Below are 16,654 nucleotides of genomic sequence, written 5' to 3' on the forward strand. Positions count from 1 at the left end.
CATGAGGCCGGTTGGATACAGAGTAGCGTAACAGAGCGGCCCCCGGAGCAATCCGGGGGCCGTTTTGCTGTGGGGGCGACCACAGGCGCCCGCAACGGGCCTGCCGTTCGGGCGTTAGGATCGTCTGCCCAAAAGCCAAGGTCCACGATGCGTCTGATCTCGTTGCTTGCGTGCCTTGTCGCCCTGTCGGCCTGCGCCACCCATCCCGGCAAGGTCGATCAGGTCCGGTTCGCCAAGGACGCCCAGCCGGTGTTGGCGACGACGGAAGCCGGGACGGTGCGCGGCGTCGATGGGGCGGGGACGCGAGCGTTCCTCGGCGTGCCGTTCGCGGCGCCGCCCGTCGGCGATCTGCGCTGGCGCGCGCCGCAGCCGGTTCAGGCCTGGCAGGGCGTGCGGGATGCGACGCGGATCGGTTCGGACTGCACCCAGGCGATCGGGCGACGCTCAATCTTGGGCGGCGGCGGCGGGATCGTCGTCGGGTCCGAGGACTGTCTGTATCTGAACATCTATGCGCCGGGCGGAGACGCGGCCAAGGCACGGCCGGTGATGGTCTATATTCCCGGCGGCGCCTTCACCGTCGGGGCGGGCGCCAACTACGATCCGTCGAAACTGGCGCGCGAGCAGGGTCGGGTGGTCGTGACGATGAACTATCGGCTCGGCGCGCTGGGCTGGCTGGCGCATCCGGGGTTTCAGGCGACCGGCGAAGGCTTCGGCGGCAACTTCGGCCTGATGGATCAGCAGGCGGCGCTGAAATGGGTGCACCGGAATATCGCGGCCTTCGGCGGCGACCCGGGCGATGTCACCCTGTTCGCCGAGAGCGCCGGGGGCTGGACGGCATGTTACCTGATGGCGTCGCCGCAGTCGGAGGGGCTTTACCAAAGGGTCATCATGCAGAGCGGCGGGTGCCTGGAGCCGTCGTCCCTGGTCCGGGCGCAGGATGCGGCCTTGTCGGGGCCAATGTTCGCCGAAAGGCTTGGCTGCACCGGCGAGGATCAGATCGCGTGTCTGAAGGCGCTTCCGGCCTGGCGGCTGTCGCGGGCGGCGTCATTGAGGGCGGGCATCAACGGGCCGGGATCGTGGGGACCGGTGCACACTGACGCCACTGTGCCGGAAAATCCGGCGTTCGCGATCCGCGAGGGGCGGTTCACGCGCGTGCCCGTGCTCGTCGGGACGAACCTCGACGAGGGGCGGCTGTTCGCCAACGAGGTGCAGGACATGGATCGCTATCAGAAGGAGACGATCTGGATGTATGGCGACCAGGGTGAGCGGGTGCTGGCGCGCTATCCGGTGGGTGAGGACGGGCCCGCCTATGCCATCGCCACCAACTTTACCGACCAGAGGTTCGCCTGTCCGTCACAGGCTTTGCGACGACTGCTGACCCAGCACGTGCCGGTGTGGGGCTATGAGTTCGCTGATCGCGAGGCGCCGTTCGTGCTGCCCGACTGGATCGTCGGTCTGGACCTGGGCGCCTATCACGCCAGTGAACTGGCCTATGTGTTCGGAACACGCTGGGTGTTTGCTGATCCCAAGCGGTTCACGCCTGAGCAGAAGGCGCTGTCGGAGCGGATGCAAAGGCTGTGGGCGACGTTCGGCCGTTCGGCCTTCGCCGCCGAATGGTCCCGCGTCGAAGGTGCGGGGCCGGTGCGGGTGTTCAAGCCGGAGGGCGATGTGATGGACGACGGCTTCTTCGAACGCCACCACTGCGACTTCTGGGACGGGACGCCGTTCGGCGCCGTCCACTAGATAAAGCGGACGGTGACGCCCGGCTTGACCTTGTCAGCCAGCATCCAGGCGTCCCAGTTGGTCAAACGCACGCAGCCGTGCGAGGCCGTCTTGCCGACCAGATGCGGGTCCGGCGTGCCGTGGATGCCGTAGCTGGGCTTGTTCAAATCGATCCAGACGACGCCCACCGGATTGTTTGGACCGGGTTTGACGACGACCTTCATCTTGCCGTCGCCATAGCTGAGTTTCGACGGGTCGTAGGTGTAGTCCGGGTTTCGCGCCACGCCGTTGACCTTGACCGTGCCGGTCGGAGTGGGGTTGTCGCCGCTGCCGATGGTGGCCGGGAAGTAGGCGATCAGCTTGCAGTCGGCGTCGAACGCCTTGACCGAACCTTCGCTCTTGTCGACGTCGATGTGGTCCACGTCGGCGGGCAGGGGCGCGGTGTTGACGGCGGGGACAAGCAGGCCTTGGCCCACGCGGTTGAAGTCGGCGCCGGGGTTCATGGCGCGCAGCAAGGCCTCGGTGACGTGGAAGCGTTCGGCCAAGGCCTCGACGATATTGGCGTAGCCCATGTGGGCCGCCTGACCCTGAGCTTCCAGCTCCGTGGGAACGACGCCGAGGTAGGGTCCGGCGATGTCCTGCTGGGTGATGGTGTAGGTGGTGGTCACCGCGCCCGGTCCGGCGGCGGCGCGCAGTCGGCCCATCACGTCGGCGTTCAACTCGCCATTCACCGTCATGCCGTTGGCTTCCTGAAACGCCGAGATCGCATGGCGCATGTTCGACCCCGCCAGGCCGTCGATCGCGCCGGGCGAGAAGCGAGCGCGCTCCAGAAGAACCTGGGCGCGGATCAGGGCGGGCTGCGGCGGCTGGTGGGCGGCATTTGCGGCGGCGGGCTGACCCTCTTGTGCGGCCGGCGGCGGCGCATAGGCGGTGTTTTCGATGGCGTCTCGAGAGAGCGGGCCGGTTTGGCCCACTTGCGCGGCCTCGGCCGTCTGCGCCGCTGGGGCGGCGGTGTTCTCTTCCTTCGGCGAGCAGGCGCCCAGAGAGAGAACAGCGAGTGCGGCGAGGTAGGCAGGACGGTTCATAAGAGACTTTCGAGACGGTGAGTGCAGTCGGTCGGTGTTCAGTTGGGTTCGCCGGTCGCGGGGTCGGTTTCGGTCTCGCCGGAGTTGGACGAGTCCTTCGAACCCTTGGGCTCGGTCGCCGGGCGCGGCGGCTGGCCGTCGGCGTCCGGCCGCAGGTTCTCGTTCTCGACGGCTTTGCTGTCAGGGCGTTGATCGGTCATGGTCTTCTCCTTGGGTCACTCAAACGCGCCAGGGCGACCGCGGCTCCGTCAACGCGCGTTCACCATGCCGGTGAACCCTGATGAAACGCGCGTGGGGCAGGGTGCAGTCTGGAATGGCCCTTGCTGCGCAGGGCCTGAGAGGATGCGTATGGCCGGATTGCTGCAGGTCGAGATCGTGGATGCGGCGGCGATGGACGCCGCCGCCGTCGCCCTGTGGCGTGCGTGGACGGCTGGAAATCCCGATCTGGCCAGCCCCTATTTTCGCTGGGACTATGCCGAGATCGCCTCACGAGTCTGCCCCGGCGCGGCGATTGCCGTGTTCCGGCGAGATGACGAGATCGTCGGCTTCTTCCCGCATCAGCGACGCGGGGGAGCGGTGCAGCCGCTGGGCGCGCCTATGAACGACTATCATGGCGTCATCGCCCCGGCGGGCGAGACGATCACGCTGGAGGATGTGGCGCGGCTGTTGAACGCCAAGCGGCTGAACGTGCCCGGCTGGATCGGCGCAGGCGAAACAGGCCAGGCGCGTGAGACGGTGCAGGTGGCCATGCCCGAGGCGGGCTATGCCGACTGGTACGCCGAGCGGCGCAAGACGTTCGCCAAATACTTCAAGGACAAGGAGCGGGCGCGCCGCAGCCTGGAAGTCGAACTGGGGCCGATCCGGGTGGAGCGGGGTCTCAGAGATCCGGCGCTGCTGGATCATCTGATCGCGCTGAAGGCGGCGCAGTATCGGCGCTCGGGCCTGCATGACATCTTCGCCTGCGGCTGGACGCGGGATCTGCTCCACGCTCTGATGAGCGAGCCGCGAGAAGGATTCGGCGCCTCGATGGCGGCCATGCATGCAGGCGACAAGCTGGTGGCAATCGAGTTCTCGCTGCACGCCGGGCGGCATTACCATTTCTGGTTCCCGGCCTATGAGCCGACGCTGGCGCGGTGCTCGCCGGGCATCCTGCTCAGCATGGACACGATGCGGCTGGCGGCGGCCGAGGGCTTCCGGGTGTTCGACTTCGGCTTCGAGGGCGAGACCTACAAGAAGTATTTCGTCAACGCGCGCCAGACGGTGCGCGAAGCCGTGGTGATGCAGCCGGGCGTGACCCAGGCGCTGGGCGACTTGACGGTGGCGGCGCTGAACAGGGCGGGCGGACGCGGCGAGGCGGTGCGGGCGTCCCTGCGGCGGCGCTGGGCCACCATCGAAGCCTGCGAGGCGACGCCCGTCGGGCGGCTGAGGGGCGCAGCGGTCGCCGCACGGTCGGCTGTCCAGAAGGCGGCCGCCAAGAAGAAGACGCCAGCGCGCGTCGCCCACGTTTAAGGATATCGGCATGACCCAACGTCGCACACGCTATCCGGGCCCGATCGCCGAGGCCAAGACCCACGCCCACACCCTGATCGAGCAAGGGTTCGCCGAGGATGCGGCGCTGGCCGCCGTGCTGGATCGCTATCCGGCCGAGCTGTTCGACATCAACCTGTATGACTACGACGACGAGGGGCAGGTGTCCTTGCGCACCGGCGCGCGCGGGCGGCTGTCAGGCGAGGAGCTGCTGGAGGCGATCAAACAGGGTCGGCTTTGGGTCAATCTGCGCGGGGTCGAAACGGGCTGGCCCGAGCTGTGGGCGGCGGCGATGAAGGATTTCGCGGCGATCCAGGCGACCTATCCGGGGATGCGGGCTGTGCGAAACGCGGGGCAGTTGATCCTGTCGTCGCCCAAGGCGCGGGTGCCCTATCATTTCGACGCGGCGGGCGTGGTGCTGTTTCACCTGCGTGGGCGCAAGCGGCTGTTCGTCTATCCCGGTGACGAGGGGCATCTGCCCGAGCGAAATATGGAACAGGTGGTCGCGCGCCAGACGACCGAAGAGCTGCCTTACACGCTGGCGTTCGAACAGGATGCGCAGGTCATGGATCTGGAGCCAGGCCGCGCCCTGACCTGGCCGCTGTATGCGCCGCACCGGGTGGAGAATCTGGACCGCTTCTGCGTCAGCCTGTCGATGGATTTCCAGACCTGGCCGTCGCGGTTCCGCAACGGCGCGCTGTTCACCAATGCGGTGATCCGCAGCCGGGGCGGGCGGCCGCGCTTCACCGACGGCATGACGACGCCGGAGCTGGCGGCGCGCTGGGCCGCGTCGCTGGTGCTGAAGAAGGCGGGCGCGATGAAAAGCAAGATCGCCAACTTCGAGCGCGACTTCGAGCCGGAGATCGGCGCGGCTGACGGCGCGGGCGCGCTGAACGCTACGTCATAAGCTCGGGGCGTTAATTCGAGTTCATGACCTCGAGTTAAAATGACTTGGGCGCGGGCGGCGCGCACCTTCTCTTCAGAACCGGGCTCCTCACATCCGGGAAGGGAAAACGCTCATGAAAACCGCACTGATCGCCGCCGCGGCCGTCTCCACCCTGACCGGGTTTGTCGTGGCGCCCGCTTCGGCCGCCGAGGTCGAGATCCGCAACGCCGTCGCCCGTGTGGTGGTCATCGTCGAGGATCGTCAGGATATCGGCGTCGAGGTCACGCAAGGCCAAACGCGTCTGCCGGCCATCCAGGTTCGCCGCGACGGCAATGACGTGAAGATCGACGGCGGCCTGCGCCGCAACGGCATGTGGGGCGGCAGCAGCGCCATTCGCGGCTGCAACTCCGGCCGCAGCGATGCGGGCCAGCCGGGGCAGGGCGCGACCGTTGAGGTGCGCGACCTGGGGCGGATCCGCCTGGAAGACGCGCCGCTGATCGTCGTGCGCACGCCGCGCGCCGTTGACGTCAGCGCCAGCGGCGCGGTCTTCGGCTCGGTCGGACGCGGCGCGAGATCGGTCGAGTTGGACAACGGCGGCTGCGGCAACTGGAACGTGGCCAATGTGGACGGCGATCTGGAACTGGGACTCGGCGGCTCGGGCGCGATCCGCGCGGGCACGTCTCGATCGCTGGACGCCAGCGTCGGCGGATCGGGCTCCATTTCCGCCGGAGCGACCGGAACCCTAAAAGCGGCCGTAGGCGGATCGGGCAATGTCGAGGTGGCCAGCGCCGGCGGACGCAGCGAACTGTCCATCGGCGGCTCGGGCGGTGTGAACGTGCGGCAGGGCCGAATGGACAAGCTGTCGGTCGCCATCGGCGGTTCCGGCGATGTGCGCTACGACGGCGCCACGCGCGACCTGGACGTGGCGATCGCCGGATCGGGCAGCGTCCGCGTCGCCTCGGCCACGGGATCGGTTTCTCGTTCCGTCGTCGGATCGGGAACCCTGCAGATCGGGCAGTAAGACCCGAGCGACGAGAAGGCCCCCGGTCGTGGAACCCCGGGGGTCTTTTCCGGCCAAACAAAAAGCCCCGGCGGATCGCTCCGCCGGGGCTCTTCGCATGGATCAGGTCCGAGACGCTTAGAAGACGCTCAGGACGCTGGAGATGGCCGAGACGCCCAGGTTGGCGCCGGTGCGGTCACGCGCTTGCAGACCGCCGCCGAACGAATAGCGCAGGCCGACCGACCAGGTGTCGACGTCCAGGGAATCGATGTCGGCGCGGGTGTAGGCGGCGCCCAGCGAGAACGGGGTGTTCTCGAACTCGTATTCGGCGCCCACGCCGTAGGTCCAGGCGTCGGTGTCGCCGCCCGAGAAGTCGACGTTGTTGTAGGCGACGCCCGCGTTCAGGCGCAGGTTCGGCATGACGTAGAAGGCGGCGTCGGCGCCGACGGTCCAGATGTCGGCGTCCACGTTGTCAGCGGTCGTGTAGGCGACTTGGCCGGTCAGGGTGGCGTTTGACAGATACTTCTGCGCTTCTGCGCCGACGGTCCAGATCGGCTCGTTGCCGCTGCCGATGCCGTTGGCGGCGACGAAGGCGCCGGCGCGGACGTCGGAGGACCACATCTTGGTCAGGTGAGCAGCGGCGGCGCCGGTGACGTCTTCTTCGCCAAAGGCCTTGGTGTAGTCGATCGCGCCGTTCAGCGTCACGGTCCAGTCCTGGGCCGGCAGGGCGACCGAGCCGTCAACGGTCCAGACGTCGGCGTCGATGTCGTCGCCGGCGACTTCGATCGACGGGTTGGAATAGGTCACGCCGACCGAACCGATGGCGTCTTGGGCGAAGGCCGGGGCGGCGAACAGGGCGGCGGCGGAGGCCGTGGCGAGGAGGATCGTCTTCATTTTTCTTTTGTCCTTAGCAGTCTGCATCCGGATGGGGGTCCGGGGAGGGGCGCTGCTATCAGGCTAAGACGAAGCGGAGCAATAAACCGACGTTCGATTGGCCTGGGATGGCAAGGTTGTTGCGCAACAGCCACGCGTTGCGGCCAGAATGTGTCACGACCTGGCGATCTGTGGGGCAATTCGTTAATCGCGCCTCCCCGTCGCGCTCATGCACTATAAAGAGGCGTCCAACGCGCCGACGTCGCCGCCGAATGTGTCGTCGCGCCGTGCGCAGCCCTCGGGGAAGACCGCGTCGAAATCCTGTGTCAGCCCGGGTTTGCGCGCTTGACGAAATCAGAATCGATAGGCATAAGCCACCACTCTTGTTGGACCGGCTGTGCAGTTCGCTGCAAACGCGGTTCGCAAGAACGACCTAAGTCACTGTTCTTTGCAGCTTCTTGGGATATCAACGGCCTTCGCGGGCAACTGCGTGGGCCGATCGTTTTTGCGGATTTGCGTTCCCTGAGGGCTTTTTGCCCGAAGGCCTTCGGTCTTTGAAATGGTTCACAGGGACGCGGTCCTCCGACCGCATTGGAAGTAAGCACCGATATGGATCAAAGCATCCGCATCAGGCTCAAGGCCTTTGATCACCGCGTCCTCGATTTTTCGACGCGCGAGATCGTTAATACCGCCAAGCGCACCGGCGCGACCGTTCGCGGTCCGATTCCGCTGCCGACCCTGATCGAGAAGTTCACCGTGAACCGCTCTCCGCACGTCGATAAGAAGTCGCGTGAGCAGTTTGAAATCCGCACGCACAAACGCGTGCTCGACATCGTCGACCCCACCCCGCAGACCGTGGACGCGCTCATGAAGCTCGACCTGTCCGCCGGCGTGGACGTCGAGATCAAGATTTAAAGTAGAAAGAGGCGGGATCCGATGCGCACGGGCGTGATCGCCAAGAAGCTGGGCATGACCCGCGTGTTCGCCGATGACGGCGCGCACGTACCGGTCACTGTGCTGCAGCTCGACGGCTGCCAAGTCGTCGGCCAACGTACCCAGGAGCGTGACGGCTACGTCGCTCTCCAGCTGGGCGCTGGCACGAAGAAGGCTAAGAACACCAACAAGGCTCAACGCGAGACCTTCGCCAAGGCGGAAGTCGAACCGAAAGCTTATGTGACCGAGTTCCGCGTCGATGCGGACGGTCTGCTGGACGTGGGCGCCGAACTGTCGGCCGAACACTTCCTGGTGGGCCAGAAGGTCGACATCCAGGGCGAGACCATCGGTAAGGGTTTCGCCGGCGCCATGAAGCGCTGGAACTTCGGCGGCCTTCGCGCCACCCACGGCGTTTCGGTCTCGCACCGTTCGCACGGTTCGACGGGTAACCGTCAGGACCCGGGTCGCACGTTCCCCGGCAAGAAGATGGCCGGCCACTACGGCACCGAAACCGTCACCACCCAGAACCTGACCGTCGTCCGCGTGGACGCCGAGCGTGGCCTGATCCTGATCAAGGGCGCTGTCCCCGGTCACGACGGCAGCTACGTCAAGGTTCGCGACGCCATCAAGAAGGCTCGCCCGGCCGACGCTCCGTTCCCCGGCGCGCTGAAGTCGAGCAAGTCTGCTGCTCAACCCGCCTCGACCCCGGCTGAAGAAGCCCCCGTCGAAGCGACCGAAGGCGGTGAAGCGTAATGAAACTCTCTGTCATCCAACTCGACGGCAAGGCTGCTGGCGACGTGGAACTGTCGGACGCCGTCTTCGGCATCTCCGACATCCGCGGCGACATCCTGGCCCGCACCGTCAACTGGCAACTGGCCAAGCGCCGCGCCGGTACGCACAAGGTTCAAACCCGCAACGAGAACTCTCGTACGGGTAAGAAGATGTACAAGCAAAAGGGCACCGGCGGCGCTCGTCACGGTTCGCGCCGTGCACCGCAGTTCGTCGGCGGTTCGCGCGCCTTCGGCCCGATCGTTCGCGATCACGGCTTCTCGCTGCCGAAGAAGATTCGCGCCCTGGCTCTGCGTCACGCCCTGTCCTCCAAGGCCAAGTCGGGCGACCTGATCGTGGTCGACACCGTCTCGGTGAAGGAAGCCAAGACCGCTTCGCTGCGTGAAACGCTCGGCAAGCTGGGCTGGACCAAGGCTCTGATCATCGCGGGTCCCGAAGTCGATACGAACTTCGGCCTGGCCGCACGCAACATCCCGCACATCGACGTGCTGCCGAACGCCGGCCTGAACGTCTATGACATCCTGCGGGCTGACAAGCTGGTGCTGACGAAGGCCGCCATCGAGGCCATCGAAGCCCGCTTCAGCGATAAGGAAGCCGCGTAATGGCCGCTCAACCTACCGCCAAGCACTACGACACCATCCTGGCTCCGGTGATCACCGAAAAGGCCACGATCCTGTCCGAGCAGAACAAGGTCGTCTTCCGCGTCGCCGACACAGCGACCAAGGACGAGATCGCCGCTGCGGTCGAAAGCCTGTTCAAAGTCAACGTCCTGAAGGTCAACACCCTGGTTCAAAAGGGCAAGACCAAGCGCTTCCGGGGTATCCTGGGTCGCCGGGTCGACATCAAAAAAGCGATCGTGACGCTGGCTGACGGCCAGTCGATCGACGTCACCACGGGGCTCTGATCAGATGGCCTTGAAACATTACAATCCGACCTCGCCGGGCCGTCGCGCCCTCGTGCTGGTTGACCGTTCGGAACTCCACAAGGGCCGTCCGGAAAAGTCGCTGACCGAAGGCCTGACCAAGTCGGGCGGACGCGGGCAGGGTGGTCGCATCGCGGTCCGCTTCCGTGGCGGCGGCGCCAAGACCCTGTACCGCAAGATCGACTTCAAGCGTCGCAAGTGGGACATGGTCGGCACGGTCGTGCGTCTGGAATACGATCCGAACCGCACGGCCTTCATCGCGCTCGTGACCTACGAGGACGGTGAAAAGACCTACATCATCGCGCCGCAACGCCTTAAGGCGGGCGACACGATCGTGGCGGGCGAAAAGACCGACGTAAAGCCGGGCAACGCCATGCCGCTCCGTTCGATGCCGGTGGGTACGATCATCCACAACATCGAAATGAAGCCGGGCAAGGGCGCCCAGCTGGCCCGTTCGGCCGGCGCCTACGCCCAGCTGGTCGGTCGCGATCAGGGCTACGCCCAGATCCGTCTCGGCTCGGGCGAACTGCGCATGGTCCTGGACGGCTGCATCGCCACGGTGGGCGCGGTTTCGAACCCCGACCACATGAACCAGAACCTGGGCAAGGCCGGTCGTAAGCGTCACATGGGCTGGCGTCCGCACGTTCGCGGCGTCGCCATGAACCCGATCGACCACCCGCATGGTGGTGGTGAAGGCCGGACCTCTGGTGGTCGTACCCCCGTCACGCCGTGGGGTAAGGACACCAAGGGCACTCGTACCCGCAAGAACAAGGCTACGGACAAGTACATCATCCGTACCCGCCACGTTAAGAAGGCTCGCTAAGAATGGCCCGCTCCTCCTGGAAAGGCCCGTTTGTCGACGGGTATCTGCTCAAGAAGGCCGACGCCGTTCAATCGTCGGGCCGCAAGGACGTGATCAAGACCTGGTCGCGCCGCTCCACCATCCTGCCGCAGTTCGTCGGTCTGACGTTCGGCGTCCATAACGGTCAGAAGCACGTGCCCGTGTCGGTCTCGGAAGAGATGGTCGGCATGAAGCTCGGCGAGTTCGCCCCGACCCGGAACTTCCCGGGTCACGCGGCGGACAAGAAGGCCAAAAGGAAGTAACCGATGGCCCAGACAAAAAACGAGCGTCGGGTCGCCCCGACCGAGGCCCGCGCAAAGCTGGTCAACGTGCGTATCAGCCCGCAAAAGCTGAACCTGGTCGCCGCTTCGATCCGCGGCATGCCGGTCCAGAAGGCGCTGAACGAGCTGGAATTCAGCCGTAAGCGCATCGCTGGCGACGTCCGCAAGGTCCTGTATTCGGCGATCTCGAACGCCGAGAACAACCACAACCTCGATATCGACAATCTGGTCGTCGCCGAGGCCTTCGTGGGCAAGAACCTGGTGATGAAGCGTTTCGCGAGCCGTGCTCGCGGTCGTTCGTCGCGCATCCTGAAACCGTTCAGCGAGATCACCATCGTGGTCCGTGAAGCCGGCGAGGCCGCCTGATGGGACAGAAAATCAATCCGGTCGGTCTGCGCCTCGGCGTGAACCGCACGTGGGACAGCCGCTGGTTCGCCGCCGGCGCCGACTATTCCCGCCTGCTGCACCAGGACCTGAAGCTGCGCGAGTGGCTGCGGGAACGCCTGGCCGCCGCCGGCGTGTCGCGCATCATCATCGAGCGCCCGCACAAGAAGTGCCGCATCACCATCTACGCCGCCCGTCCGGGTGTCGTGATCGGCAAGAAGGGTGCTGACATCGAGAAGCTCCGCAAGGACATCTCGGCGCGCACCGAGGGTGAAGTTCACCTGAACATCATCGAAGTCCGCAAGCCGGAAACCGATGCGCAGCTGATCGCCGAGAACATCGCGCAGCAGCTGGAGCGCCGCGTGGCCTTCCGTCGCGCCATGAAGCGTTCGATGCAGTCGGCCATGCGTCTGGGCGCCAAGGGCATTCGTATGAATGTCTCGGGTCGTCTGGGCGGCGCCGAAATCGCGCGTATGGAATGGTACCGCGAAGGTCGAGTGCCGCTTCACACGCTGCGCGCCGACATCGACTATGGCTTCTACGAAGCCAAGACGACCTACGGCATCATCGGCGTGAAGGTCTGGGTCTTTAAGGGTGAAGTGCTGGAGCACGATCCCATGGCGCAGGACAAGCGTTGGGCCCAGGAAGCTTCGGGTCCGTCCTCGAACGAAGGCCGCGAACGCGGCGGCCCCCGTGGCGACCGCGGTCCGCGTCGCGACCGGGGACGTGAGAACTAAGTCATGTTGCAACCGAAGAAGACCAAATACCGCAAGGCCTTCAAGGGCCGGATCCATGGCTCGGCCAAGGGCGGTTTCTCGCTGAACTTCGGGTCGTATGGCCTGAAGACGCTGGAGCCGGAACGCATCACCGCGCGCCAGATCGAAGCGGCTCGCCGCGCGATCACTCGCCAGATGAAGCGCCAGGGCCGCGTCTGGATCCGCGTCTTCCCCGACCTGCCCGTCACGGGCAAGCCCGCCGAAGTCCGGATGGGTAAGGGCAAGGGCGCCGTGGACCACTGGGCCGCGCGTTGCCACCCGGGCCGTATCCTGTTTGAAATCGACGGCGTGCCGGACGATGTCGCCCGCGAAGCACTCCGTCTCGGCGCCGCCAAGCTGCCGGTCCGCACCAAGGTCGTGACCCGTATCGACGCCGGCGTCGCGCATGTGGAGGCTGCCGCCTAATGACCAAGATCGCCGATCTGCGGTCGCAAACGACCGACCAACTGTCCGACGAGCTGCTGAAGCTCAAGAAGGAACAGTTCAACCTGCGCTTCCAGGCGGCCACCGGCCAAATGGAAAAGACTCACCGCGTTGGTGAAGTCCGCAAAGACATCGCTCGCATCTCGACGCTTCTGCGCGAGAAGCGTGCGGCCTCGTAAGGAAACGAATATGCCCAAGCGAATTCTTGAAGGCGTGGTCGTGTCCGACAAGGGCGAGAAGACTGTCGTTGTGAAGGTGGAGCGCACCCTGCTTCACCCGCTTCTGAAGAAGACCGTCCGGTCGTCCAAGAAGTACCACGCGCACGACGAAGCCAACGCGCTCAAGGTCGGCGACATCGCTCGCATCGTCGAGTGCGCCCCCAAGTCCAAACTGAAGCGCTGGGAAGTCCTTTCCAACGCCTCCGCCTCGTAATCAGAAGGATCTGATCTTATGATCCAGATGCAAACTAACCTGGAAGTGGCCGATAATTCGGGCGCCCGCCGGGTCATGTGCATCAAGGTGTTGGGCGGCTCCAAGCGCCGCTACGCCTCGATCGGCGACACAATCGTCGCCTCCGTGAAGGAAGCCATCCCGCGCGGCCGCGTGAAGAAGGGCGACGTCGTTCGCGCCATCGTCGTGCGCACCGCCAAGGACATCCAACGCAAGGACGGCTCGGTCATCCGCTTTGACAAGTCGGCCGCCGTCATCGTCAACAAGCAGAACGAGCCTGTCGGCACGCGGATCTTTGGCCCGGTTCCTCGCGAACTGCGCGCCAAGAACCACATGAAGATCATCTCGCTGGCTCCGGAGGTCCTGTAACATGGCCGCCAAGATCAAGAAGGGCGACCGCGTCGTCGTCCTCACCGGCAAGGACAAGGGCCGCACGGGCAACGTGCTGAAGGTCCTGCCCACCGAAAACCGCGTCCTCGTCGAAGGCGTCAACATGGTTCAGCGCCACACGCGCCCGAGCCAGGCTGACCCGCAGGGCGGCATCAAGAACAAGGAAGCCTCGCTTCACCTGTCGAACGTCGCGATCGCCGACGCCAACGGCAAGGCGACCCGCGTCGGCTTCAAGATCGATGGGGACAAGAAAGTCCGCATCGCCAAAACGACGGGAGACGTCATCTGATGGCTACCGAGAAGTACACCCCGCGCCTCAAGGACGAGTATCACGCTCGCATCCGCCAGGTGATGAAAGAAAAGTTCGGCTACACGAACGAAATGCAGGTGCCCAAGCTGGACAAGATCGTCCTGAACATGGGCATCGGCGAAGCTGTCGCAGACTCCAAGAAGGCGAACACCGCCCTCAAGGATCTGACCGCCATCGCCGGCCAGAAGGCCGTCGCCACCAAGGCCCGTAACTCCATCGCCGGCTTCAAGCTGCGCGAAGGCATGGTCATCGGCGGCAAGGTCACCCTGCGTGGCGACCAGATGTACGAGTTCCTGGACCGGTTCATCACCATCGCGCTGCCGCGCGTGAAGGATTTCCGTGGTCTGAAGGGCACGTCCTTCGATGGTCGCGGCAACTACGCCACGGGTCTGAAGGAGCACATCGTGTTCCCGGAGATCAACTACGACCAGATCGATCAGATGTGGGGCATGGACATTGTCGTCTGCACCACGGCCAAGACCGATGAGGAAGCCAAGGCTCTCCTCACCGAGTTCAAGTTCCCGTTCGTGAAGAACTGAGCGGGAAGGGAAGAGCACAATGGCTAAGAAAAGCGCCGTAAACCGCAATGAAGCCGTCAAGGCCCTGGTTGCGAAGTATGCCGCGAAGCGGGCCGCCCTCAAGGCGACCGCCAACGACGAAAACCTGCCGCTGGAGGAGCGCTTCGACGCGCGCCTGAAGCTGGCCGAACTGCCGCGCAACTCTGCGCCGAGCCGCATTCGCAACCGCTGCGAAGTGACGGGTCGTCCGCGGGCGTTCTACCGCAAGCTCAAGATGAGCCGGATTGCGCTGCGTGAACTGGGCAACCTGGGCCAGATTCCCGGCCTGACGAAGTCCAGCTGGTAAGGGGAGCGAACAGACATGATGATCAACGATCCCCTGAGCGACATGATCGCTCGCATCAAGAACGCGGCGACCCGCAAGCGTTCCAAGGTGCTGACCCCGGCTTCCCGTCTGCGCCAGCGCGTCCTCGACGTGCTGCAGGACGAAGGCTACATCCGCGGCTACAACCTGGTTCAGAACCCGGGTGAGTTTCCGCAGTTCGAGATCGAGCTGAAGTACTTCGACGGTCAGCCCGTCATCGCCGAGATCGCGCGCGTGTCCAAGCCGGGCCGCCGCGTCTATTCGGCGATCGGCGATCTGAAGCCCGTCAAGAACGGCCTCGGCATCTCGATCCTCTCGACTTCGAAGGGCGTCATGTCCGACGCTTCCGCCCGCGACGCTAACGTCGGCGGCGAAGTCCTCTGCAGGGTCTACTGATATGTCCCGTATTGGCAAGAAAACCATCGCCGTGCCGAAGGGCGTGACTGTCACGCTCGACGGCCAGAACGTCACCGTCAAGGGACCCAAGGGCGAGAGCGCCTGGACCGTCGCCGACGAGATCGAAGTCAAGCAGGAAGGCGACGAACTGTCGCTGACTCCGCGTTCGGACACGCCTCGCGCTCGCGCGATGTGGGGTCTGTCGCGCACCCTGGTCGACAACATGGTCGTCGGCGTCACCACGGGCTTCGAAAAGTCGCTGGAGCTGGTCGGCGTGGGTTACCGCGCCGCGATGAAGGGCGACGCCCTTTCGCTGCAACTCGGCTTCTCGCACGAAGTCGATATCGCTCCGCCGGCCGGCGTCAGCTTCGCTGTGCCGAAGCAGACCGAGATCAAGATCTCGGGCGCTGACAAGCAAGCCGTCGGTCAGATCGCCTCGGTCATCCGCAAGCTGCGTCCGCCGGAGCCCTACAAGGGCAAGGGCGTCCGTTACGCGGGCGAGAAGGTCCGTCGCAAGGAAGGCAAGAAGAAGTAAGTCATGGCTCTTTCTCTTCGACAACAAGCCAAGCGTCGCTCGGAGCGCACGCGTCGCCGCCTGAAGGCTGTCGCCAACGGTCGTCTGCGTCTGTCGGTCTACCGTTCGGACAAGAACATCTCGGCCCAGATCATCGACGACGCCCAGGGCGTGACCGTCGTGGCTGCCTCGTCGCTGGAAGGCGGAAAGGGCAAGCGCGGTTCGGACACGGCTGCGGCCGCCGCGATCGGCAAGCTGATCGCCGAACGCGCCATCGAGAAGGGCGTCAAGGACGTCGTCTTCGACCGTGGCGAGTACATCTATCATGGACGGGTGAAGGCGCTGGCGGAAGCCGCGCGTGAAGCCGGCCTGAACTTCTAAGGGACGCGACAGATGGCGCAACAACCCCAACGCGGCGGCGGCGGCAACGATCGCAACCGTCGTGACAACCGCAACGGTCCCGCTGCTGATGGTCCGGATTCCGACATCGTCGAGAAGCTGGTGCACATCAACCGCGTCGCCGCCACCGTCAAAGGCGGCCGTCGCTTCAGCTTCGCAGCCCTGATGGTCGTCGGCGACGGCAAGGGTCGCGTCGGCTTCGGTCATGGCAAGGCGCGCGAAGTGCCGGAAGCCATCCGCAAGGCGACTGAAGAAGCCAAGAAGACGATGATCCGCGTTCCGCTGCGCGAGAACCGCACGCTGCATCACGACGGCAACGGCCGTTGGGGCGCAGGTAAGATCATGATGCGCGCCGCCCCTCCCGGGACCGGCGTCATCGCGGGCGGTCCGATGCGCGCCGTGCTCGAAACCCTCGGCGTCCAGGACGTCGTGGGCAAGTCGACCGGTTCGTCGAACCCCTACAACATGATCCGCGCGACGTTCGAAGCGCTGAAGGTCCAGTCCTCGCCCCGTCAAGTCGCGTCCAAGCGCGGTAAGAAGGTCGCGGATCTGATGGGCCGCCGCAACGACGGCGCCTCGGCGCCCGAAGCCGTGGAGTCCTAAGTCATGGCTGAGAAAAAAACCCTCACCGTCAAGCAGACCGGTTCGCCAATCCGCCGCAAGAACGACCAGCGCGCCACCCTGGTGGGCCTGGGTCTGAACCGCCTGGGTCGTGAATCGACCCTGGAGGACACGCCTTCGGTTCGCGGGATGATCGCCAAGGTCGCCCACTTGACCGAGATCGTCGAAAAGTAAGCCGTTTCGCCCTCTCCCGGACCCGGGGGAGGGCGTTTCTGCACTTGCGAATACCCAGAGGGTCGCCTATCAGCGG

General features: G+C 65.2%; 27 protein-coding genes. 24 read left to right on the plus strand and 3 right to left on the minus strand.

Annotated elements, in window-relative coordinates; all coding sequences use genetic code 11:
* The first annotated feature begins 147 nt into the window (after positions 1-147).
* Positions 148-1,743 carry a carboxylesterase/lipase family protein gene (locus tag AC3WRC_RS07790; protein WP_492303482.1) on the plus strand — a complete coding sequence of 532 codons (1,596 nt, stop codon included), beginning with the start codon at positions 148-150 and terminating at the stop codon, positions 1,741-1,743.
* Here the strand turns inward: AC3WRC_RS07790 and AC3WRC_RS07795 are convergent.
* Both AC3WRC_RS07795 and AC3WRC_RS07800 read right to left on the minus strand, forming a co-directional pair.
* Positions 1,740-2,807, minus strand: coding sequence for a L,D-transpeptidase family protein (locus tag AC3WRC_RS07795; RefSeq protein WP_492303483.1), 1,068 nt, complete (start codon positions 2,805-2,807; stop codon positions 1,740-1,742). The genes AC3WRC_RS07790 and AC3WRC_RS07795 overlap by 4 nt on opposite strands.
* A gap of 38 nt (positions 2,808-2,845) precedes the next feature.
* Positions 2,846-3,007 (minus strand): hypothetical protein, encoded by a 162-nt coding sequence (locus tag AC3WRC_RS07800; RefSeq protein ID WP_165117191.1) that lies wholly within the window; start codon positions 3,005-3,007, stop codon positions 2,846-2,848.
* Positions 3,008-3,155: 148 nt separating this feature from the next.
* Between AC3WRC_RS07800 and AC3WRC_RS07805 the strand changes: the two genes are divergently transcribed.
* The 3 genes from AC3WRC_RS07805 to AC3WRC_RS07815 all read left to right on the plus strand — a co-directional run bounded on the left by AC3WRC_RS07805 (position 3,156) and on the right by AC3WRC_RS07815 (position 6,241).
* Positions 3,156-4,316, plus strand: coding sequence for a GNAT family N-acetyltransferase (locus tag AC3WRC_RS07805; protein WP_492303484.1), 1,161 nt, complete (start codon positions 3,156-3,158; stop codon positions 4,314-4,316).
* 10 nt (positions 4,317-4,326) lie between these two features.
* Positions 4,327-5,241, plus strand: coding sequence for a transcriptional regulator (locus AC3WRC_RS07810; protein WP_404414954.1), 915 nt, complete (start codon positions 4,327-4,329; stop codon positions 5,239-5,241).
* A gap of 112 nt (positions 5,242-5,353) precedes the next feature.
* Positions 5,354-6,241 carry a GIN domain-containing protein gene (locus AC3WRC_RS07815; protein WP_492303485.1) on the plus strand — a complete coding sequence of 296 codons (888 nt, stop codon included), beginning with the start codon at positions 5,354-5,356 and terminating at the stop codon, positions 6,239-6,241.
* A gap of 117 nt (positions 6,242-6,358) precedes the next feature.
* Here the strand turns inward: AC3WRC_RS07815 and AC3WRC_RS07820 are convergent, their stop codons facing one another.
* Positions 6,359-7,114, minus strand: a complete 756-nt coding sequence (locus tag AC3WRC_RS07820) for a porin (protein WP_492303486.1) — start codon at positions 7,112-7,114, stop codon at positions 6,359-6,361.
* A 588-nt stretch (positions 7,115-7,702) separates the two neighbouring features.
* On the opposite strand from AC3WRC_RS07820, the gene rpsJ reads away from it, so the two are divergent.
* The 20 genes from rpsJ to rpmD are packed head-to-tail and all read left to right on the plus strand — an operon-like array spanning position 7,703 to position 16,578.
* A complete protein-coding gene (gene rpsJ / locus AC3WRC_RS07825; RefSeq protein WP_003164367.1) occupies positions 7,703-8,008 on the plus strand; it encodes a 30S ribosomal protein S10 in 306 nt (101 codons plus the stop codon).
* A 21-nt stretch (positions 8,009-8,029) separates the two neighbouring features.
* Complete coding sequence (gene rplC / locus AC3WRC_RS07830) at positions 8,030-8,779, plus strand: 50S ribosomal protein L3 (RefSeq protein WP_055753390.1); 750 nt, start codon at positions 8,030-8,032, stop codon at positions 8,777-8,779.
* Positions 8,779-9,417, plus strand: coding sequence for a 50S ribosomal protein L4 (gene rplD / locus AC3WRC_RS07835; protein WP_017506058.1), 639 nt, complete (start codon positions 8,779-8,781; stop codon positions 9,415-9,417). Before rplC ends, rplD begins: the two co-directional genes overlap by 1 nt.
* On the plus strand, positions 9,417-9,719 hold the full coding sequence (locus tag AC3WRC_RS07840; protein ID WP_008260292.1) for a 50S ribosomal protein L23: 303 nt from the start codon (positions 9,417-9,419) through the stop codon (positions 9,717-9,719). Before rplD ends, AC3WRC_RS07840 begins: the two co-directional genes overlap by 1 nt.
* 4 nt (positions 9,720-9,723) lie before the next feature.
* The gene (gene rplB / locus AC3WRC_RS07845; protein WP_492303487.1) at positions 9,724-10,560 is read left to right on the plus strand and encodes a 50S ribosomal protein L2; all 837 of its coding nucleotides are present in this window, start codon (positions 9,724-9,726) and stop codon (positions 10,558-10,560) included.
* Positions 10,561-10,562: 2 nt separating this feature from the next.
* On the plus strand, positions 10,563-10,841 hold the full coding sequence (gene rpsS, locus AC3WRC_RS07850; protein ID WP_017506055.1) for a 30S ribosomal protein S19: 279 nt from the start codon (positions 10,563-10,565) through the stop codon (positions 10,839-10,841).
* 3 nt (positions 10,842-10,844) lie between these two features.
* On the plus strand, positions 10,845-11,225 hold the full coding sequence (gene rplV / locus AC3WRC_RS07855) for a 50S ribosomal protein L22 (RefSeq protein WP_017506054.1): 381 nt from the start codon (positions 10,845-10,847) through the stop codon (positions 11,223-11,225).
* Entirely contained in the window at positions 11,225-11,980 is a 756-nt protein-coding gene (gene rpsC, locus AC3WRC_RS07860) for a 30S ribosomal protein S3 (protein ID WP_017506053.1), read from the plus strand. The genes rplV and rpsC overlap by 1 nt, the downstream gene beginning before the upstream one ends.
* Before the next feature lie 3 nt (positions 11,981-11,983).
* Complete coding sequence (gene rplP / locus AC3WRC_RS07865; RefSeq protein WP_017506052.1) at positions 11,984-12,424, plus strand: 50S ribosomal protein L16; 441 nt, start codon at positions 11,984-11,986, stop codon at positions 12,422-12,424.
* Positions 12,424-12,621 carry a 50S ribosomal protein L29 gene (gene rpmC / locus AC3WRC_RS07870; protein ID WP_008263673.1) on the plus strand — a complete coding sequence of 66 codons (198 nt, stop codon included), beginning with the start codon at positions 12,424-12,426 and terminating at the stop codon, positions 12,619-12,621. The genes rplP and rpmC overlap by 1 nt, the downstream gene beginning before the upstream one ends.
* 10 nt (positions 12,622-12,631) lie before the next feature.
* Entirely contained in the window at positions 12,632-12,874 is a 243-nt protein-coding gene (gene rpsQ, locus AC3WRC_RS07875) for a 30S ribosomal protein S17 (RefSeq protein ID WP_017506051.1), read from the plus strand.
* An 18-nt stretch (positions 12,875-12,892) separates the two neighbouring features.
* Entirely contained in the window at positions 12,893-13,261 is a 369-nt protein-coding gene (gene rplN, locus AC3WRC_RS07880) for a 50S ribosomal protein L14 (RefSeq protein WP_003164378.1), read from the plus strand.
* Position 13,262: 1 nt separating this feature from the next.
* Entirely contained in the window at positions 13,263-13,571 is a 309-nt protein-coding gene (gene rplX / locus AC3WRC_RS07885) for a 50S ribosomal protein L24 (RefSeq protein ID WP_039248554.1), read from the plus strand.
* On the plus strand, positions 13,571-14,131 hold the full coding sequence (rplE, locus tag AC3WRC_RS07890) for a 50S ribosomal protein L5 (RefSeq protein ID WP_017506049.1): 561 nt from the start codon (positions 13,571-13,573) through the stop codon (positions 14,129-14,131). Before rplX ends, rplE begins: the two co-directional genes overlap by 1 nt.
* A 19-nt stretch (positions 14,132-14,150) precedes the next feature.
* Positions 14,151-14,456 carry a 30S ribosomal protein S14 gene (gene rpsN / locus AC3WRC_RS07895; protein WP_055753393.1) on the plus strand — a complete coding sequence of 102 codons (306 nt, stop codon included), beginning with the start codon at positions 14,151-14,153 and terminating at the stop codon, positions 14,454-14,456.
* A gap of 15 nt (positions 14,457-14,471) precedes the next feature.
* Positions 14,472-14,870: a 30S ribosomal protein S8 gene (rpsH, locus tag AC3WRC_RS07900; RefSeq protein ID WP_008262310.1), complete on the plus strand. Its 399-nt coding sequence runs from the start codon at positions 14,472-14,474 to the stop codon at positions 14,868-14,870.
* Position 14,871: 1 nt separating this feature from the next.
* Positions 14,872-15,405 (plus strand): 50S ribosomal protein L6, encoded by a 534-nt coding sequence (rplF, locus tag AC3WRC_RS07905; protein WP_055753394.1) that lies wholly within the window; start codon positions 14,872-14,874, stop codon positions 15,403-15,405.
* Positions 15,406-15,408: 3 nt separating this feature from the next.
* Entirely contained in the window at positions 15,409-15,765 is a 357-nt protein-coding gene (rplR, locus tag AC3WRC_RS07910) for a 50S ribosomal protein L18 (protein ID WP_008259637.1), read from the plus strand.
* A gap of 12 nt (positions 15,766-15,777) precedes the next feature.
* Complete coding sequence (gene rpsE, locus AC3WRC_RS07915; protein ID WP_055753395.1) at positions 15,778-16,386, plus strand: 30S ribosomal protein S5; 609 nt, start codon at positions 15,778-15,780, stop codon at positions 16,384-16,386.
* 3 nt (positions 16,387-16,389) lie between these two features.
* Positions 16,390-16,578 carry a 50S ribosomal protein L30 gene (gene rpmD / locus AC3WRC_RS07920; protein ID WP_055753396.1) on the plus strand — a complete coding sequence of 63 codons (189 nt, stop codon included), beginning with the start codon at positions 16,390-16,392 and terminating at the stop codon, positions 16,576-16,578.
* The last annotated feature ends 76 nt before the right edge of the window (positions 16,579-16,654 follow it).

This window comes from Brevundimonas sp. EU05-FHT14B07 (assembly GCF_058790795.1).

What these genes read in the sequence shown, in the direction of transcription:
- AC3WRC_RS07790 (WP_492303482.1), top strand. Translation starts at nt 148, where the DNA reads ATGCGTCTGATCTCGTTGCTTGCGTGCCTTGTCGCCCTGTCGGCCTGC.
- AC3WRC_RS07795 (WP_492303483.1), bottom strand. Translation starts at nt 2,807, where the DNA reads ATGAACCGTCCTGCCTACCTCGCCGCACTCGCTGTTCTCTCTCTGGGC.
- AC3WRC_RS07800 (WP_165117191.1), bottom strand. Translation starts at nt 3,007, where the DNA reads ATGACCGATCAACGCCCTGACAGCAAAGCCGTCGAGAACGAGAACCTG.
- AC3WRC_RS07805 (WP_492303484.1), top strand. Translation starts at nt 3,156, where the DNA reads ATGGCCGGATTGCTGCAGGTCGAGATCGTGGATGCGGCGGCGATGGAC.
- AC3WRC_RS07810 (WP_404414954.1), top strand. Translation starts at nt 4,327, where the DNA reads ATGACCCAACGTCGCACACGCTATCCGGGCCCGATCGCCGAGGCCAAG.
- AC3WRC_RS07815 (WP_492303485.1), top strand. Translation starts at nt 5,354, where the DNA reads ATGAAAACCGCACTGATCGCCGCCGCGGCCGTCTCCACCCTGACCGGG.
- AC3WRC_RS07820 (WP_492303486.1), bottom strand. Translation starts at nt 7,114, where the DNA reads ATGAAGACGATCCTCCTCGCCACGGCCTCCGCCGCCGCCCTGTTCGCC.
- rpsJ (WP_003164367.1), top strand. Translation starts at nt 7,703, where the DNA reads ATGGATCAAAGCATCCGCATCAGGCTCAAGGCCTTTGATCACCGCGTC.
- rplC (WP_055753390.1), top strand. Translation starts at nt 8,030, where the DNA reads ATGCGCACGGGCGTGATCGCCAAGAAGCTGGGCATGACCCGCGTGTTC.
- rplD (WP_017506058.1), top strand. Translation starts at nt 8,779, where the DNA reads ATGAAACTCTCTGTCATCCAACTCGACGGCAAGGCTGCTGGCGACGTG.
- AC3WRC_RS07840 (WP_008260292.1), top strand. Translation starts at nt 9,417, where the DNA reads ATGGCCGCTCAACCTACCGCCAAGCACTACGACACCATCCTGGCTCCG.
- rplB (WP_492303487.1), top strand. Translation starts at nt 9,724, where the DNA reads ATGGCCTTGAAACATTACAATCCGACCTCGCCGGGCCGTCGCGCCCTC.
- rpsS (WP_017506055.1), top strand. Translation starts at nt 10,563, where the DNA reads ATGGCCCGCTCCTCCTGGAAAGGCCCGTTTGTCGACGGGTATCTGCTC.
- rplV (WP_017506054.1), top strand. Translation starts at nt 10,845, where the DNA reads ATGGCCCAGACAAAAAACGAGCGTCGGGTCGCCCCGACCGAGGCCCGC.
- rpsC (WP_017506053.1), top strand. Translation starts at nt 11,225, where the DNA reads ATGGGACAGAAAATCAATCCGGTCGGTCTGCGCCTCGGCGTGAACCGC.
- rplP (WP_017506052.1), top strand. Translation starts at nt 11,984, where the DNA reads ATGTTGCAACCGAAGAAGACCAAATACCGCAAGGCCTTCAAGGGCCGG.
- rpmC (WP_008263673.1), top strand. Translation starts at nt 12,424, where the DNA reads ATGACCAAGATCGCCGATCTGCGGTCGCAAACGACCGACCAACTGTCC.
- rpsQ (WP_017506051.1), top strand. Translation starts at nt 12,632, where the DNA reads ATGCCCAAGCGAATTCTTGAAGGCGTGGTCGTGTCCGACAAGGGCGAG.
- rplN (WP_003164378.1), top strand. Translation starts at nt 12,893, where the DNA reads ATGATCCAGATGCAAACTAACCTGGAAGTGGCCGATAATTCGGGCGCC.
- rplX (WP_039248554.1), top strand. Translation starts at nt 13,263, where the DNA reads ATGGCCGCCAAGATCAAGAAGGGCGACCGCGTCGTCGTCCTCACCGGC.
- rplE (WP_017506049.1), top strand. Translation starts at nt 13,571, where the DNA reads ATGGCTACCGAGAAGTACACCCCGCGCCTCAAGGACGAGTATCACGCT.
- rpsN (WP_055753393.1), top strand. Translation starts at nt 14,151, where the DNA reads ATGGCTAAGAAAAGCGCCGTAAACCGCAATGAAGCCGTCAAGGCCCTG.
- rpsH (WP_008262310.1), top strand. Translation starts at nt 14,472, where the DNA reads ATGATGATCAACGATCCCCTGAGCGACATGATCGCTCGCATCAAGAAC.
- rplF (WP_055753394.1), top strand. Translation starts at nt 14,872, where the DNA reads ATGTCCCGTATTGGCAAGAAAACCATCGCCGTGCCGAAGGGCGTGACT.
- rplR (WP_008259637.1), top strand. Translation starts at nt 15,409, where the DNA reads ATGGCTCTTTCTCTTCGACAACAAGCCAAGCGTCGCTCGGAGCGCACG.
- rpsE (WP_055753395.1), top strand. Translation starts at nt 15,778, where the DNA reads ATGGCGCAACAACCCCAACGCGGCGGCGGCGGCAACGATCGCAACCGT.
- rpmD (WP_055753396.1), top strand. Translation starts at nt 16,390, where the DNA reads ATGGCTGAGAAAAAAACCCTCACCGTCAAGCAGACCGGTTCGCCAATC.